The sequence below is a fragment of the Marivirga tractuosa DSM 4126 genome (genome assembly GCF_000183425.1).
GTDB lineage: Bacteria > Bacteroidota > Bacteroidia > Cytophagales > Cyclobacteriaceae > Marivirga > Marivirga tractuosa.
In genome coordinates this window covers 25,548-40,784 of the sequence record NC_014759.1, presented here as the reverse complement: position 1 = coordinate 40,784, position 15,237 = coordinate 25,548, and the positions used below count along the sequence as shown (strand labels likewise).

Sequence of the window (15,237 nt, the reverse complement as noted above, 5' to 3'; positions counted from 1 at the left end):
TTAACAAAAGAGTATGTCCAACCAAATCCAGATATCCTTAGATAAATTCATGGAATTAAGTCTGGATATCCTATGTACTATTGATAAGAAAGGCTATTTCCTTTCAGTAAGCCATGCATGCAAAAAAATATGGGGATATGAACCTCAAGAATTAGAAGGTAAACTATTTTTAGATTTTGTAGCCCCGCAGGATTTCAATAAGACAGCTAATATCCAGCAAGAAATAAAAAGTGGAAAAGAAGTAGCTTTTTTTGAAAACCACTTTGTTCATAAAAAAGGATTTTCAGTGCCAATAGTTTGGTCTGCTAAATATGACAAGAAAAAAGAATTACTCTATTGTGTTGCAAAAGAATCTACTTCAATTAAAAATAAGGAAAGTGAAGGTGAAAAAATTCTTAAATCTTCCCATGCTTTAATTAATGGAACTCAAAATCTCATCTATAGCATAGATAAAGATTATAATTTATTGGCTAGTAATCAGGCCATGAAAAATCGCATTTTGGATGATACAAGTTTTGATTTAACGGTAGGTCAGAATATTCTTCAAATCCCGTTGTTACCTGCGGAATATATTGATAAATGGAAACTTTTATTTGATGAATGTTTTAAGGGAAAAGAAATAAGTATTGAAATTCCTCCATCAGAAGCTGACTATGTTAAACCGGCTTGGATTCATGCAAACCTCACTCCCATCTATGAAAATGAAGTAGTAATTGGATTAGTTTGCCATAGCACAGACATAACAGAAAAGAAAGAAATTGAATTAGAATTACAAAAACAAAATGATTTAGTACAAAACATTTTACAGCATATACCTATGGGGGTTGCGGTGAATGAGAATAGCACTGGAAAACAAATCCTTATAAATCAACAATTTAGCAAAGCTTATGGCTGGCCAGAAAATGAATTAACAGATGTTTCAACTTTTTTTAACAAAATATATCCAGAAGAAAATTATCGTAAAGAGATTATTGCTAGAATAACAGCAGATATAGAGAGCGGCAATATGAGTCGTATGCAGTGGAGCGAAATTAAAATCACCACCAAAAAAGGAAATACCAAATATGTTGATGCTAAAAATATTCCTCTAACCGAGCAAGATTTAATGATCTCGACCGTAACAGATGTAACGGACAGAGTAGGGAATCGAAAAGTCCTTGAAGAGACACTTAAGGAAAAAGAAAATATATTAGAAAGTATTTCAGATGCTTTTTATGCACTAGATAAAGATTACAATTTCACCTATGTGAACAATAGTGCACTAAAAACCATGGGGAAAGATCGAAACGATCTTATAGGAAAAAATGCATTTGAAGAGTTTCCACAACTTAAAAAATCTATTTTCAAAGATTATTTAGAAGAAGTAAACAGGACAGGGAAACCAGCTCAATTTGAATTTTATTATCAATTTTATGATTTATGGTTTGACGAAAGTATCTATCCAAGTGAACATGGATTTTCTGTATTTTATAAAGATATCACCAAAAAGAAAATCATCGACAAAGCTTTAGAGGAAGCTTATGAAAAAGAAAGTGAAATTTTGGATAGTATTTCGGATGCATTTGTAGCAGTTGACCAAAATTTAAATTTTACCTATTTTAATAAAAAAGCAGAAAAATTATTAAATATTACCCAAGAGGAGGCATTGGGAAAAAACCAATGGGATTTGTTCAATTATGCAAAAGGGACCATAGCAGAAGAGGAATACAATAAAGCCTTAAAGAATAATGAAACCCGAACTTTCGACTTTTATGATGAGCTTTTAGATAAGTGGTTTAATATCAGAAGTTACCCCTCTAAGAGAGGTCTCTCCATCTATTTCAGGGATATAACGTTAGAGAAAAAACAGCAGGAAGAATTGGAGAAATTAAATCAAGAACTTCAAGACTATACGCACAAATTAGAGCAAAGCAATCAAGAATTGGAGCAATTTGCCTATATCGCCTCTCATGATTTACAAGAACCCCTGAGAATGGTGTCCAGCTTTATAACACAATTACAAAAGAAATATGAGAATCAATTGGATGATAAAGCGCAAACCTACATAAATTTTGCAGTGGATGGGGCACAGCGAATGCGTCAAATCATCATTGATCTTTTAGAGTACTCAAGAGCTGGCACGCAGAAAGTGGAACTTCAAAAACTGGATTTAAACAATGAAATAGCTGAAGTTTTAAGTCTCCTTCATTCTAGTATCAATAAGAAAAACATTGAATTGGAAATAGACGAACTTCCTGAAATTGACTATTCCAAAACAGCCATTAGGCAACTTTTTCATAATCTTATTGGAAATGCCATCAAGTATTCTAAAAAAGGAGAAGGACGAAAAATTGAGATAAGGTTTAAGGAATTTAAAAAGCACTATCAATTTAAAATATCGGATAACGGAATAGGAATTGACCCAAAATATCACGAGAAAATTTTTATAATTTTTCAAAGATTACACTCAAAGTCTGAATATTCAGGTACTGGATTAGGCTTGGCCATTTGCAAGAAGATAGTAGAAAAATACGGAGGGAATATTTGGGTAGAGTCTCAATTTGGAAAAGGAAGCAATTTTTATTTTACTGTCCCAAAGAAATAAAATATGGTAACAAACCGAACACCAATCATAGGCATCGGTGCTTCTGCGGGAGGCCTAGAGCCCTTGGAAGTCTTTTTTAATTATGCTAATCATATTGCAGGATATGCTTATGTAGTCATTCAGCATTTAGCCCCCAACCATAAAAGCTTGATGGATGAGTTGTTGGCAAGGCATACTAATTTACCCATCAAAGTTATTGAAGATGGGATGGCTATTGATCCCAATACCATCTACCTTAATCCACCTAAAAAGTTTGTCACTCTTTCAGGGAATAAATTAAAATTAAGCGATAAGGAAGATAAAAAGTTAAGCTTTCCCATTACTACCTTTTTCCAATCTTTAGCTGAGCATAACCAAGAACTCTCAGCAGCCATTGTTTTATCAGGAACTGGCAGTGATGGCTCCGAAGGAATTAAATTTATTAAAGAAAAAGGAGGAATTGTATTAGTGCAAGACCCGGAATCATCAAAATTTGATGGGATGCCCAAAAATGCCATCCATACCGGTTCTGTTGATAAAGTATGTGCCGTTGAGGACTTACCTAAAGAACTTGATATATTCTTTAATAGCAATAAAAAGTTAACATTACTTGATTTTCAGACAGATGAAAACAGCAAGCAAATCAAGAATATCCTAAAAGAAGTTGAAAATCAAACCCAAATTGATTTCTCTGGATACAAATTCTCCACTATGTACAGGAGAACGGTAAGAAGAATGGGTATACAAGGCTTCTCCAATTTGGATAAATATTTAGATTATCTCAAAAAGAATAAATCTGAAGGGGCTTTATTGGCAAAAGAATTACTTATAGGAGTTACCCGTTTTTTCAGAGATTCCGATACTTTTGATGCCATCAGAGATAGACTCATTCCAGAATTAATTAGACAAGCATCAGAAACCAAAAATATTAGAGTATGGGTTCCTGCTTGTTCTAGTGGGGAAGAAGCCTACTCTATAGCCATTTTAATAAAAGATTATTTACGGAAAAATAATCTTCAATATGATGTAAAAATCTTTGCAACGGACTTGGATGTCGAGGCCATAAAAGCGGCTAGCAATCCCTTTTTTCCGGAAAATATTGCGAATGAAATAGAACCCAATATTTTAGGAGCATATTTTATCCATCAAAAAGAAGGCTACAAGATTGCGAATGAAATCCGTGATATGATTGTCTTTACGGTTCACAATATCATTCAGGATCCTCCATTTAGTAAAATTGATTTAGTCAGCTGCCGGAATTTTTTAATTTATCTGAATCCTAATATTCAAAAACAGCTTTTTTCTCTCTTTCAATTCACCTTGAAATCAAATGGATTCCTAGTATTAGGCTCAAGTGAATCAGTTGGAGAGAAAGATACTGCATTTCAAGAGTTCGATAAAAAACATAAAATATTTCAAAATAAAAAGAATCAAAAGGTCTTAAAACCAATGGATCAAGGAGCCAATAAGAAACCCATTAGGATGAAAATGACTCCTTCAACAGACCAAAATCAAATCAGCTCGGCAAACAGTAAATTTTCAATCTCTCCTAAAAAAATGTTGGAAAACATCAGAGACTTTTTAATTCAAGAATATGTCCCTGATGCAGTCATATTTAATCAGAATTTTGATTTGGTTCATACCACAGGAAGAACTAATCAATGGCTCAAATTACCTTTAGGCGTAGTCAGCATCAATATCCTTAGAATGTTGCCTGAAAATTTAAGTTTAACTTTTGAGGTCGCTGCCAATAAAATTATTCAAGAAGACAAGGAAGTAAGCTTAAAAAATGCGGAGCTCACTCCGGAAATGGAAAAAATATATGACACAAAATTCCTCAATATTTATTTCAAAAAAATAGAAAGTGATGATGGGTCTGTATTGATTATTGCATTGTTTGAAGGGAATAAAAGCATACAAAAGAAAGGTAAAACCTCTCCTATCAACTTAGATTTAGCCTCCAAAGAAAAAATCGAGCTACTGGAAAGAGAATTAAAGGTAAATAAAGAAAACCTTCAAACAACCATTGAAGAACTTGAATCAAGCAACGAGGAACTACAAGCATCCAATGAAGAACTGCAAAGTTCAAATGAAGAATTAGAGTCAGTAAATGAGGAATTACATACTGTAAATGCAGAGTTTCAAGAAAAAGTAGAAGAACTGACCGCTTCCAATAATGATTTAAACAACCTTATTTACAGCACCAATATTGCGATACTTTTTTTAGATGAAGAACTCAATATTAGGAAGTTTACCCCTGCACTTAAAGACATACTTAATTTGATGCCACATGATGAAGGTAGGCATATCAGTCATTTTAGGTCTCGCTTTCAAATTGAAAATTTCACCGATAAAATAGAGGGAGTTCACAGAGATTTACAGCCTTTTGAAACGACCATTCAGGACCCCAACGACCGTAAGTTTATGATGAGGGTTTCTCCCTTTAGAACGAATAAAAATGAGATTAAAGGTGTTGTAATATCATTTGTGGAAATCACATCATATTCCCAAGCCAATAATTCAATACAACTTAATGAAAATGCTTTAAATCAAATTAATCAGGATTTCGAAACACAAATTGAGCTATTCAAATTGATTATAAATCAATCAAGTGAAATGATTAGTTTGCTCGATTTGAACGGGAAAATAGAGTATATTTCACCTGCTTCAAAAGAAATTTTAGGTGTGACCCCTGAAGATTTACTTACCATAAATCCCAATAAATTTATTAAAGACAAAGACCACCGAAACTTATGGAAAAGCACATTTAATAAAATAAAGAAAGGGGAAAATACAGCTACTATCCAAATTGAACTCAAAACAGGAAAGAAGGAGTCGAAATGGTTGGAAACTCGATTTGCGGCCGTTAATAATGAAGGTGGTGAATTATTTAAAATACTAGCTATTAGTAAGGACGTTAGTAGAAGGATTTATTTCGAGGAAGAAATTCAAAAACTATCATTAATTGCCAAACAGACTAAATATGCGGTGATCATTACCGATTTAGAAGGCAAAATTAATTATGTAAATGAATCATTTCTTAAATTAACAGGCTATAAGGAATCGTATGTGTTAGGTAGAAAGCCGGGAGATTTTTTACAAGGAAAGGAAACAGATCCTAAAACGGTAAAAATCATGAGTGATGCCATAAAAGAAAGAAAAGGTTTTGAGGTGGATATCATTAATTATACTGACAAAGGACATAAGTATTGGACTAATATCCAATGTGAACTTTTACATGATAGATTCAGAAAACCTATAGGTTTCTTTTCCATTCAAGCTGAAATAAGTCGTGAAAAAGAATTTGAAAATCAAATTGAGTCATTGAACCAAATACTAAGATCCCGAAATAATAAGCTTACAGATTTGAATAAATCCTTAGAAGAATTTGCTTATGTTGCCTCACATGATCTAAAGGAACCAGCCCGAAATATTAAAAGCATATTAGAATTAATATTGAAAAAATCTAAAGGAGAGTTGAATGAAAAATTAGAGAATTACATGCGAATGGCAGCAGGAGCAGGAGATAAAATGAACCAGATGATCAACTCATTGTTGGAGTATTCTAGGTCAGGAGTTTTAAATGAGGAATTGAAAACCATTAACCTTAACGACATGACCGAGGAAGTGAAATTCTCGCTTCAAAAACTTATAAAAGAAAACAATGCCATTATTAGCGTGAATGATAATATTGGTGATTTCAAAGCATATCCTATCCTATTCGGAAGATTATTACAAAACTTAATACAAAATGCCATTAAATATCGGTCAGAAAAGAAGCCTGAAATAACCCTCAAAGCCTCAGAAGATGAATTCAGTTACATTTTTTCTGTAGCTGATAATGGCATTGGCATATCTCAGCGTGATTTTGACCGAGTATTTAAAATTTTTCAGAAGGTACATCAAGAAGATAATGAGAGCCATGGAATTGGACTAGCCGTATGTAAAAAAATTGTGGAAACTCATTTAGGTGAAATCACGGTGGAAAGCCAAGAAGGATATGGGACCACTATCCATTTTAGTATTAGTAAAAAACTTGATTCTTAAAATAACAAAGCCAGAACTTTAGAAAGTATTTTTTAAACCATAATTTAATGCAATTCTATACTAAAAAAAAATCCTCTACTTATGTCATTAAATGAAAATCATGGACTTAAAGTAATACTAATAGAAGATAATTTAGGTGATCAAATTTTAATAAAAGACTATCTTGAAGATGAATTCCCGAAATTAAACCTAGATATAGCCTCTGATTTTAAGGAAACTAAATGTTTACTTAAAGAGCCAAATAATCCTTACAAAATAATCTTGTTGGATTTAAGCCTACCTGATGTTGATAAAGACACATTGTTAAAAGAAATCTTGGCTTTAGCTCCTTCTACACCCATCATCATCTTAACAGGTCAAGATGATATACACACGGCCATTCAAGCCTTAACCTTGGGTTGTACTGATTACTTACTTAAGAATGAAATCACGAGTAAAGGACTGAGAAAAAGCATCACCTATGCATTTGAAAGAAAACATATCGACAAACAACTGGAAAATTCTGTCAAAAGATATCAACAACTTTTCCAATTAAATCCTCAGCCTATTTGGGTGATCAATAATAACACAGGTGGATTTCTCGAGGTAAATAAATCAGCCATAGATAAATATGGATATGAGAAGGAAGAATTCTTAGAAATGAGCATGCAAGATATTGACCCTGATTTTGATAAGCTAGATTTACAAAAATATCATGATGCAAGTGAAATATTAAGAGATGGTAATCTGCATCAGCATCAATTAAAAAATGGTCATAATATCCAAGTGCGGCTTTATGTTAACCCCATTGAGTACCAAGGGATAGATGCCACACTTTTAATGTCCATTGATTTGAGCGAAACAGAATCCTATATCCGCCAAATAGAAGAACAAAACCAACAATTAAAGGACATAGCGTGGGAACAATCTCATTTAGTTCGAGCACCATTAACCAGAATGATGGGAATTATTAACAGGTTGGAAGAAAAGCATATGGCTCATATTATGGAAGTAGATGAAGAGTGTTCATTATTACTAAAAAATGTATTGAAATCTGCTCATGAAATTGATGATGTTATAAGAAGTATTGTGACTAAATCTAGTTCAAAAGACAAATAAATCCATTTATAAAATTTTACTCCATAACCTTATTTACTTTTAGTAGTATTGCACCCGATGAAAACGACTATTCTACTCATATTAGGATCATTATATTTGGGATTTATACAAGTTTGTAATGCCCAAAACCAGGCACAAGAAACACAATACAACCTTCAGAAGACAAAAGAAAATATTGTTTTAGATGGTGAATTAAATGAATCTGTATGGTCCAATTCTGAAGCGGCCACCAATTTCTATATGAACATCCCCTATGATGACCGACCAAGCGCCATGGAATCAGAAGTAAGGATGACCTACGATGATAAGAACTTCTACTTTGCCATCACCTGTTTTGATGGTCAGGAGGGTTATGTAGTGCAATCCTTAAGGAGGGATTGGGATTGGCCCCTTAATGAAAATTTCTCTATCTATATAGACCCCTATAATGATTTCACCAATGGATTTTCATTTGGTATTACACCTTATGGTGTACAAAGAGAGGGCACTATAGATGAAGGCACCAATGTGAATGAAGATTGGGACAATAAGTGGTATTCAAACGTAAAAAGATATGATGATCGTTGGGTGGCAGAAATTGCCATTCCTTTTAAATCCATAAGGTATAGTGATGAAAATAAGGTTTGGAATATGCAGTTTTTCCGAAACCACCTAAAAAGGAACGAAAGAAGCTCATGGATTGCAGTTGAACAACAATATACCCCTTCAGCACTTACTTTTTCTGGAAAAGTAAAATGGCCTGAAAATCCACCCCCTGCTGGAACTAATATTTCATTCATTCCTTATGCGCTAGGGAATTATGATAAGAATTTCACAGAGCCTGAATTGGAAAAAGGCCTGAACGCCAATGCGGGCTTTGATGCAAAAATAGGCCTCTCCCCTTCTTTAAATTTGGATTTGACTGTGAATCCTGATTTCTCGCAAGTTGAAGTAGATAGGCAAGTCATTAACCTAAGTCGTTTTGAAGTACAATTTCCAGAGCGCAGACAATTCTTTTTAGAAAACGCAGACCTTTTTAGCAAATTTGGTTTTCCACAATCAAGGGCTTTCTTCTCAAGAAGAATTGGAATTACAACCGATACTTTAGGGCGTTCTGAACAAGTACCTATTTTGGGAGGAGCCAGAATGAGCGGTAAACTCAATGAAAAACTACGAATAGGCGTTTTAAATATGTTGACTGATAAAAGAGATGATTTACAACTTCCTTATCAAAATTATAGCGTTGTAGCACTACAACAGAATATTCTGAAAAGATCTAATGTAGCTTTCGTATTTGCCAACAAAGAAAACTTAGGTATAGAAAAAGGGAAAGATATAAGCGAATATAATCCTCAAGTGGCCAGAAGAGAGATCCAAGGAAATGATACTACCACGAGTTATAAACTCTATAATAGAGTTTTAGGGGCAGAGTTCAACCTGTTTACCGAAGATACGCGCTGGGCAGGGGATTTTTATTATCAACGATCTTTCGATAATTGGAATAAAAACGGCACCTATAATCACGGAGCTTTTTTACGTTATCAAAGAAGAAACTATTCTGTTAGATGGGTTCATACTGCTATTGGAGATGGCTTTAATGCAGAAATGGGATTTGTCCCCAGAGTGGGTTATAATCAAGGATCGTTTAGTCCTTCTTACATATTTTATCCTGAAAATAATAAAATCATCAATCATAGCGTAAGTCTAGATGTATCCTATACCACCAATTCAGATTTTAGTAGAATAACCGATCGTTCTTTCAGTCTGTCACATGATTTTAATTTCACCAATACTTCTTCTGCTTCTGTTAATTTGAGTAGAAATTATGAATATATGTTTTTTGACTTCAGCCCTATAGCTCCATTTAATGACAGCTTGCTCTTGCAAGGGACAGATTATGAATGGAATGTTTTGCAAGCCAATTACACATCAGACAGAAGATCATTGTTAAACTATGATATTAGCACCAGCTACGGTGGTTTTTATAATGGTAGCAGATTTAACGTTAATGGAAATGTTGGCTACCGTTTCCAGCCATATGGTTCTTTTTCAGTTCGATACGATTTCAATTCAATAGAATTAGCAGAAGGCTTTGGAGAAGCCAACTTTTACTTAATAGGGCCAAGGTTGGATCTGACCATGACCGATGCTATATTTTTCACAGGCTTTGCTCAATACAATAATCGGTTTGATAATGTGAATTACAACTTACGTTTTCAATGGAGATTTGCGCCAGCCTCTGATATCTTTCTAGTCTACACTGAAAATTTTGCACCAAGCGGGCCTGTCGATTTTATACCAGGCGAAAACACTAAAAACAGAGCACTTGTTTTAAAATTAACTTACTGGCTAAACTTGTGAACAACAGTACTAAATTCACAAGAAAGTATAGAAGGAAATGAAAAGTTCATTTTGGCTTTAGCATCTCACTTATACCTATACAATCATCCCACTCAAAACTTAATCAATACATATCCATCAGCAACGTTTTTTGTAATGGTTGTTAATGCAGATGTTGCTACATGAGTTTTTTCCCATATTTCATTTCTCCCCAAATCTCTTGCAATTAATGACTGCCCACAAATAATAACATTAGCTCCAGCCTCCTCTAAAGCTTCCCATACTGCAATATTTGGATTTTTAGGAATTCTATATTTTTCAAAATAATTACCATGGGAAAGTAAATCGAAAACAGCTGGTCCGTGAACAATTACTTTAACTTCCAAATCACTTGTGGATAACCCTTCAATACCATGCAAATTCATCAGTCGAGCAATGTTGTTTATCCAAAACGAATGTTCTTCTGGAGTTTCATTACCTGACACCAGCTCAATAATTATTTTAACTTGCTGACTTTTCTCTAATTGCTCCACAACATTATCTATTTCATAAATTCCCCCGAATCCTTTGACAATAGGAAACTGAGCTTCTTGCGCTAAAAGAGAGGAACTGCAGAGTATAAAAGCAATAAATAAGGAATAGATATTTTGCATTTTGAATCATTTATAAGTTGAATTACAAATTACATTATAATTCTAATTAATCATTCTTTATAACCCTCAAAATCATATTATTTAGAATAGTAGTATTTTTTATAAGATTTAGCTTAATTATTTGCGCAGATAATAGTTAATTTGCAACTTTTTAAATTGAACTTTATCATTAATGGCATTACAGGAAGAATTTGAACAACAGGGCGTTTGGCTTTTCAAATACAGGGGTACACTACCCGTTATTATTTTATTTATCGGAATGGCGATTTATGTCTACGCAGCTTTAAATCCCGAATTGTTTTTCATTCAAGACCCCACAATAAAAAACTATTTTCTGATCTTTTGTATTGCTGTAAGTTTATTTGGGCAATATATTAGGGCTTATACGGTAGGACACACCCCTAAAAACACTTCTGGAAGAAATACCGGTGAGCAAGTTGCCGACACTCTAAATACAACAGGGATTTATTCAACGGTAAGACACCCTTTATATGTCGGAAACTTTTTCATGTGGTTAGGTCCTGCTTTGGTGACGGAGAACATATGGTTTATTGTGGCTTTCATTCTTTTCTACTGGGTATATTATGAAAGAATTATGTTTGCTGAAGAGCAATTCTTAAGGAGAAAATTCAAAGAAACATACACAGATTGGGCAGAAAAAACACCCGCCTTTATTCCTTCATTTAAAAATTTTGTAAAGCCAAATTTATCATTCAGCTGGAAGAAAGTGTTGAAAAAGGAAAAAAATGGGTTTGCAGCTATTTTTATAATCTTTTGTGCTTTTGACGTAACAGCAGAACTATTGAAAGGAACGCAAAATTTTAATATCTACTTAATCATTGCAGCAGCAATATCAATTGTGCTTTACTTAATTCTAAAAGCTCTTAAAAAATCTGCTCTTATGCAGCAAGAAGACAGGTAACTCAATTTATAAAAACAACCAAAAAAAGCTGTCTCAACAATTTGAAACAGCTTTTTTTGTTTTTCATATCTGTTAATTATTCACTTGAATTAGTTTACTTTGCTACTGTCCGATGCAACATCTTCAGTTTTCTCTTTTGGACTGAAAATCCTTTTGAGAAAACCCTTTTTTTCATTAGCTGTTGAATCACTAGATTGCGCTAACTCATTTCTTTCCGCTTTTGCTTGTGCGGAGTCCCTAGCAACGGCTTGCTGCTTTAATACATCGTTGCCGACAAGTAACATATAGTTAACAAAATCCACATTATAATTAAACCTCTTTGTATTGTCCCAAGCATCTTCTCCTTGTGCTAATTGAGCTGAGTCTAGTTCTGGTGTAAAGGGGGATTTTTCTTGTACTTCTCCTCCTTCAGCCATTTCTGGAATACCATTCTTTCGTACATCCAGTAATGAATCTACTTCTTCACTATATACATTCTTTTGTTTTACCTTTAACAAAGCCTGTTCCTTCCAATATCCATACTTCTTTTCGGAAATCCCATAAATATTAGTTTTGTAATTGCTAGTTGAGGCGGAAGCTGTCAATACAAGAGAATCACCTTCAAAAAGAGAGAACCTCTTTTTCTGTTCTTCTTCATCTAAAATATAGCTACTTTGAAATGCAGCACATACCATTTTGTCCTTACAAGCTGTAAAAACAAGCATTACTACTATATATAAATGGATGTGCTTCTTCATTAATCTTTTAATAACTGATATACTCCAGGGGCTATGTACTCCACCCATTCAGCATACATCTTTGCTGAAGGATGTAATTTATCTTTAGCTATAAAATCCTCATCCCATATCGCTTTCAATGAGATAGGTGTAATATCAAAAAATTTAACACCATATTGGTCAGAAATGTTCTTAGCAATGCTATTGTATTCATGTAACTCTTTAGCAATCAAATCGGTATTTTTATTACTTTCTATTGCAAATGGCGTAACGCCATAATCCGGAATACTCACAACAAAAACTCTATCTACCTTTTTCCCTGCTAATTTAATTGCCTTCCTTAAAAGCAATTCAAATTCTTCTTCATATTGTTGAGTACCATACCCCCTATATTGGTTATTAACCCCAATTAAAAGGCTAACAAGATTATATTCAGTATTTTTGATCACACTGTCTTCTTCTATTGCTTCTAGCAACTCATCAGTGGTCCAACCCGTAGTTGCAATCATTCTATCTAGCTGTAACTCAATTCCTCTATTTTTAAGATTATCACTTAATACTTTGGGCCATGTTTTAGCAACATCTACGGCTTCTCCAATAGTGTAAGAATCTCCAAGTGCTAAATACGATAATTTGTCTTGAGCCATTATATTATGATTAAGCAAAAAAACTAAGGGTAAAATTAAGATGGAACTAAGGATTTTCATAATACATATTATCAATAAAATGCAATTTAAAATATATTTATTGAAATAGGAATTATCTTATCACATTGTTTGATCAAAACTACAGTTGCTTATTCAATTAAACAATGTTTTATCACATAGTAATTATACAAATATCGCAAATATTAGGCTCAATATCGAGAATTTTTAATATTCATATACAATTATACCTGCTTGATCGAAAAAGTTTGTTCCGTCTCAATATTTTTCGTTTTTTTTAGTATTTGATTATTTAATAACAGCTTATTCACTCAAACCTTCAAAAATAAAGTCATAATTGAGAACTCTCTTAGCATTTTTATTTTTCTAATTTGCGCTAACAGTACAGGCACAAGATAAAATTACCACAGAAGGGATACCTGGCGATGTGAATAGCAAATCGCAAGATGTAAGACCAATTATTTCAGATGATGGTAAAAAACTATATCTGAACCGAAGATTTCATCCAGAGAACATCAGAGGCGAAAAAGATTTTCAGGATGTATGGGTGAGTCAGTATGATCCAAGAGGAGTTTGGAGCAAACCTAAAAATTTGGGTAAAGATTATAATGACAAAAAAGCAAATGATCTTGTAAGAGCCAGCAAAAATGATGACTCTCTTATTTTCGTAAATACTAAATACAGGGGAGTTAGTTCGGAATTAGCTCTTTTCACAAAAGGTAGTACTGATCCAAAAGAATTACCCATAGATGGTTTTTATAATAATAATCCCTATGTTGATTATGATTATAATTTCAAGTACAAAGTTATTTTAATGGCTGTAGAAAGAAAAGACTCTGAGGGTAATCAGGACTTATATTACAGCGTTTACCAAGAAAACTCTAAAACATTTAGTACACCCATGCACATGGGAAAAACAATCAATACCGATAAAGCTGATTTCGCTCCTTTCTTAACAGTCGATGGAAATACACTCCTCTTTGCTAGTTATGGGCATGATGGAGAAGGTTCAGCCGATCTATTTATATCGCACCGAATTGGAGATGGGTGGGATGAATGGACAGAACCTAAAAATTTAGGAAATGTCATTAATACTAAATTCGAAGAGACCTTTGTTTCAATTGATCCTAGTTTCGATTACCTCTACTATGATTCCTATCCTTCTGGTGCTCAAAACAGAAACATTTGGCGAGCAACGCTTTCCGAAGAATTAAAAGAAGAAATTATAAAAGCTAGAGATCAAAACAAGAAAAAAGAAATCATTGAGGAACCTCAAAGTGAAGAAATTATAGCTAAAGAAAGCGACAAGCAGAGTGAAAAGATTCCTACAGAGAATGCTGAATCTGTGGCAAATGCGAAGCAACCATTGCAGGATGAACCTACTACAGCAATGGAGTCTCAACCTGTTGCAGTAAAGATAGACCAAGAAATGGACTATGTTAAGGAGCAAGAAAGAAACAATCAAGGTTTTCTAGCTCAAATTGGAGAAAAAATCGGTTTAGGAGGTAAAGACGAGGAAATCAAATTGATAGATGCCGGGGCAAAAGGTCAAAAAATTAATAGAAATGTCTATTTTAAATTTGACTCTGACAAATTACAAGGAAAATTCAATAGTCTTCTAGACAAAATAAGTGAAGAGCTTGAGAAAAACCCTCAAATTAAGATCATGCTAGAAGGTCATACTGATGCAATCGGAGGTGAGGATATAAACATTGACTTATCATGTAGTCGTGCCAACAAAGTTAAAGATGCCTTAATTGATAGAGGCATAAATCAATATAGAATTGAAATCAGCTGTGAAGGAAAAGAACGTCCAATTGCTACAAATGATGATGAATTCGAAGGTAGAGAACTCAATAGAAGGGTAGAATTCTATTTATTCTGATTCACTTCTTCTCTGATTTTCTTAGATAATTTGGATACCACCAAATCGTAACTGTGGTTTACCCAATGAAAGATTTCCTTATTTGACAGGCTTCCGTCAAATTCAATGGTATTCCAATGCTTTTTATTCATGTGATAACCAGGTTTAACGGCTTCATGTTTTTCACGTAATTTTATAGCTTGCTCAGGATCACATTTCAAATTCACACTTTCAAATAAATCTACATCGATCAAAGCGAACATTTTACCCACTACCTTAAAAACCAATGTGTTTTCATCAAAGGGAAACTCTTCAGTTACACCATATTTTTGAATGCAGAAATTTCTAAATTCTTCAATATTCATCTGGAGCAAATCAAAATCACTCTTA

10 protein-coding genes are annotated in these 15,237 nt (G+C 33.6%); 6 read left to right on the top strand and 4 right to left on the bottom strand.

Going from position 1 to position 15,237, the window contains the following annotated elements; genetic code table 11:
- The first annotated feature begins 13 nt into the window (after positions 1-13).
- From FTRAC_RS19020 to FTRAC_RS00150, 4 genes are all read left to right on the top strand, one after another.
- On the top strand, positions 14-2,584 hold the full coding sequence (locus tag FTRAC_RS19020) for a PAS domain-containing sensor histidine kinase (protein ID WP_013452200.1): 2,571 nt from the start codon (positions 14-16) through the stop codon (positions 2,582-2,584).
- A 3-nt stretch (positions 2,585-2,587) separates the two neighbouring features.
- Entirely contained in the window at positions 2,588-6,610 is a 4,023-nt protein-coding gene (locus tag FTRAC_RS00160) for a CheR family methyltransferase (RefSeq protein ID WP_013452199.1), read from the top strand.
- Between the two features lie 81 nt (positions 6,611-6,691).
- Positions 6,692-7,708: a response regulator gene (locus FTRAC_RS00155; RefSeq protein WP_013452198.1), complete on the top strand. Its 1,017-nt coding sequence runs from the start codon at positions 6,692-6,694 to the stop codon at positions 7,706-7,708.
- 57 nt (positions 7,709-7,765) lie between these two features.
- Positions 7,766-10,048, top strand: coding sequence for a DUF5916 domain-containing protein (locus FTRAC_RS00150; RefSeq protein ID WP_013452197.1), 2,283 nt, complete (start codon positions 7,766-7,768; stop codon positions 10,046-10,048).
- A gap of 92 nt (positions 10,049-10,140) precedes the next feature.
- Here FTRAC_RS00150 and FTRAC_RS00145 read toward each other — a convergent pair whose 3' ends face one another.
- Positions 10,141-10,680 (bottom strand): DsrE family protein, encoded by a 540-nt coding sequence (locus FTRAC_RS00145; protein WP_013452196.1) that lies wholly within the window; start codon positions 10,678-10,680, stop codon positions 10,141-10,143.
- 172 nt (positions 10,681-10,852) lie between these two features.
- Between FTRAC_RS00145 and FTRAC_RS00140 the strand changes: the two genes are divergently transcribed.
- Positions 10,853-11,602, top strand: coding sequence for a methyltransferase family protein (locus FTRAC_RS00140; protein WP_013452195.1), 750 nt, complete (start codon positions 10,853-10,855; stop codon positions 11,600-11,602).
- An 89-nt stretch (positions 11,603-11,691) separates the two neighbouring features.
- Here FTRAC_RS00140 and FTRAC_RS00135 read toward each other — a convergent pair whose 3' ends face one another.
- Positions 11,692-12,339: a hypothetical protein gene (locus FTRAC_RS00135; RefSeq protein ID WP_013452194.1), complete on the bottom strand. Its 648-nt coding sequence runs from the start codon at positions 12,337-12,339 to the stop codon at positions 11,692-11,694.
- The gene (locus FTRAC_RS00130; protein ID WP_245546001.1) at positions 12,339-12,965 is read right to left on the bottom strand and encodes an SGNH/GDSL hydrolase family protein; all 627 of its coding nucleotides are present in this window, start codon (positions 12,963-12,965) and stop codon (positions 12,339-12,341) included. Before FTRAC_RS00130 ends, FTRAC_RS00135 begins: the two co-directional genes overlap by 1 nt.
- Positions 12,966-13,410: 445 nt before the next feature.
- Between FTRAC_RS00130 and FTRAC_RS00125 the strand changes: the two genes are divergently transcribed.
- Positions 13,411-14,868: an OmpA family protein gene (locus FTRAC_RS00125; RefSeq protein ID WP_013452192.1), complete on the top strand. Its 1,458-nt coding sequence runs from the start codon at positions 13,411-13,413 to the stop codon at positions 14,866-14,868.
- Here the strand turns inward: FTRAC_RS00125 and FTRAC_RS00120 are convergent.
- Positions 14,856-15,212, bottom strand: a complete 357-nt coding sequence (locus FTRAC_RS00120; protein WP_013452191.1) for an MmcQ/YjbR family DNA-binding protein — start codon at positions 15,210-15,212, stop codon at positions 14,856-14,858. The genes FTRAC_RS00125 and FTRAC_RS00120 overlap by 13 nt on opposite strands.
- Between the last annotated feature and the right edge of the window lie 25 nt (positions 15,213-15,237).

Bases quoted from the DNA above. Each gene is read 5' to 3' on its own strand.
- FTRAC_RS00120 (WP_013452191.1), bottom strand. From the start codon at position 15,212: ATGAATATTGAAGAATTTAGAAATTTCTGCATTCAAAAATATGGTGTA.
- FTRAC_RS00155 (WP_013452198.1), top strand. From the start codon at position 6,692: ATGTCATTAAATGAAAATCATGGACTTAAAGTAATACTAATAGAAGAT.
- FTRAC_RS00130 (WP_245546001.1), bottom strand. From the start codon at position 12,965: ATGGCTCAAGACAAATTATCGTATTTAGCACTTGGAGATTCTTACACT.
- FTRAC_RS00145 (WP_013452196.1), bottom strand. From the start codon at position 10,680: ATGCAAAATATCTATTCCTTATTTATTGCTTTTATACTCTGCAGTTCC.
- FTRAC_RS19020 (WP_013452200.1), top strand. From the start codon at position 14: ATGTCCAACCAAATCCAGATATCCTTAGATAAATTCATGGAATTAAGT.
- FTRAC_RS00150 (WP_013452197.1), top strand. From the start codon at position 7,766: ATGAAAACGACTATTCTACTCATATTAGGATCATTATATTTGGGATTT.
- FTRAC_RS00140 (WP_013452195.1), top strand. From the start codon at position 10,853: ATGGCATTACAGGAAGAATTTGAACAACAGGGCGTTTGGCTTTTCAAA.
- FTRAC_RS00160 (WP_013452199.1), top strand. From the start codon at position 2,588: ATGGTAACAAACCGAACACCAATCATAGGCATCGGTGCTTCTGCGGGA.
- FTRAC_RS00135 (WP_013452194.1), bottom strand. From the start codon at position 12,339: ATGAAGAAGCACATCCATTTATATATAGTAGTAATGCTTGTTTTTACA.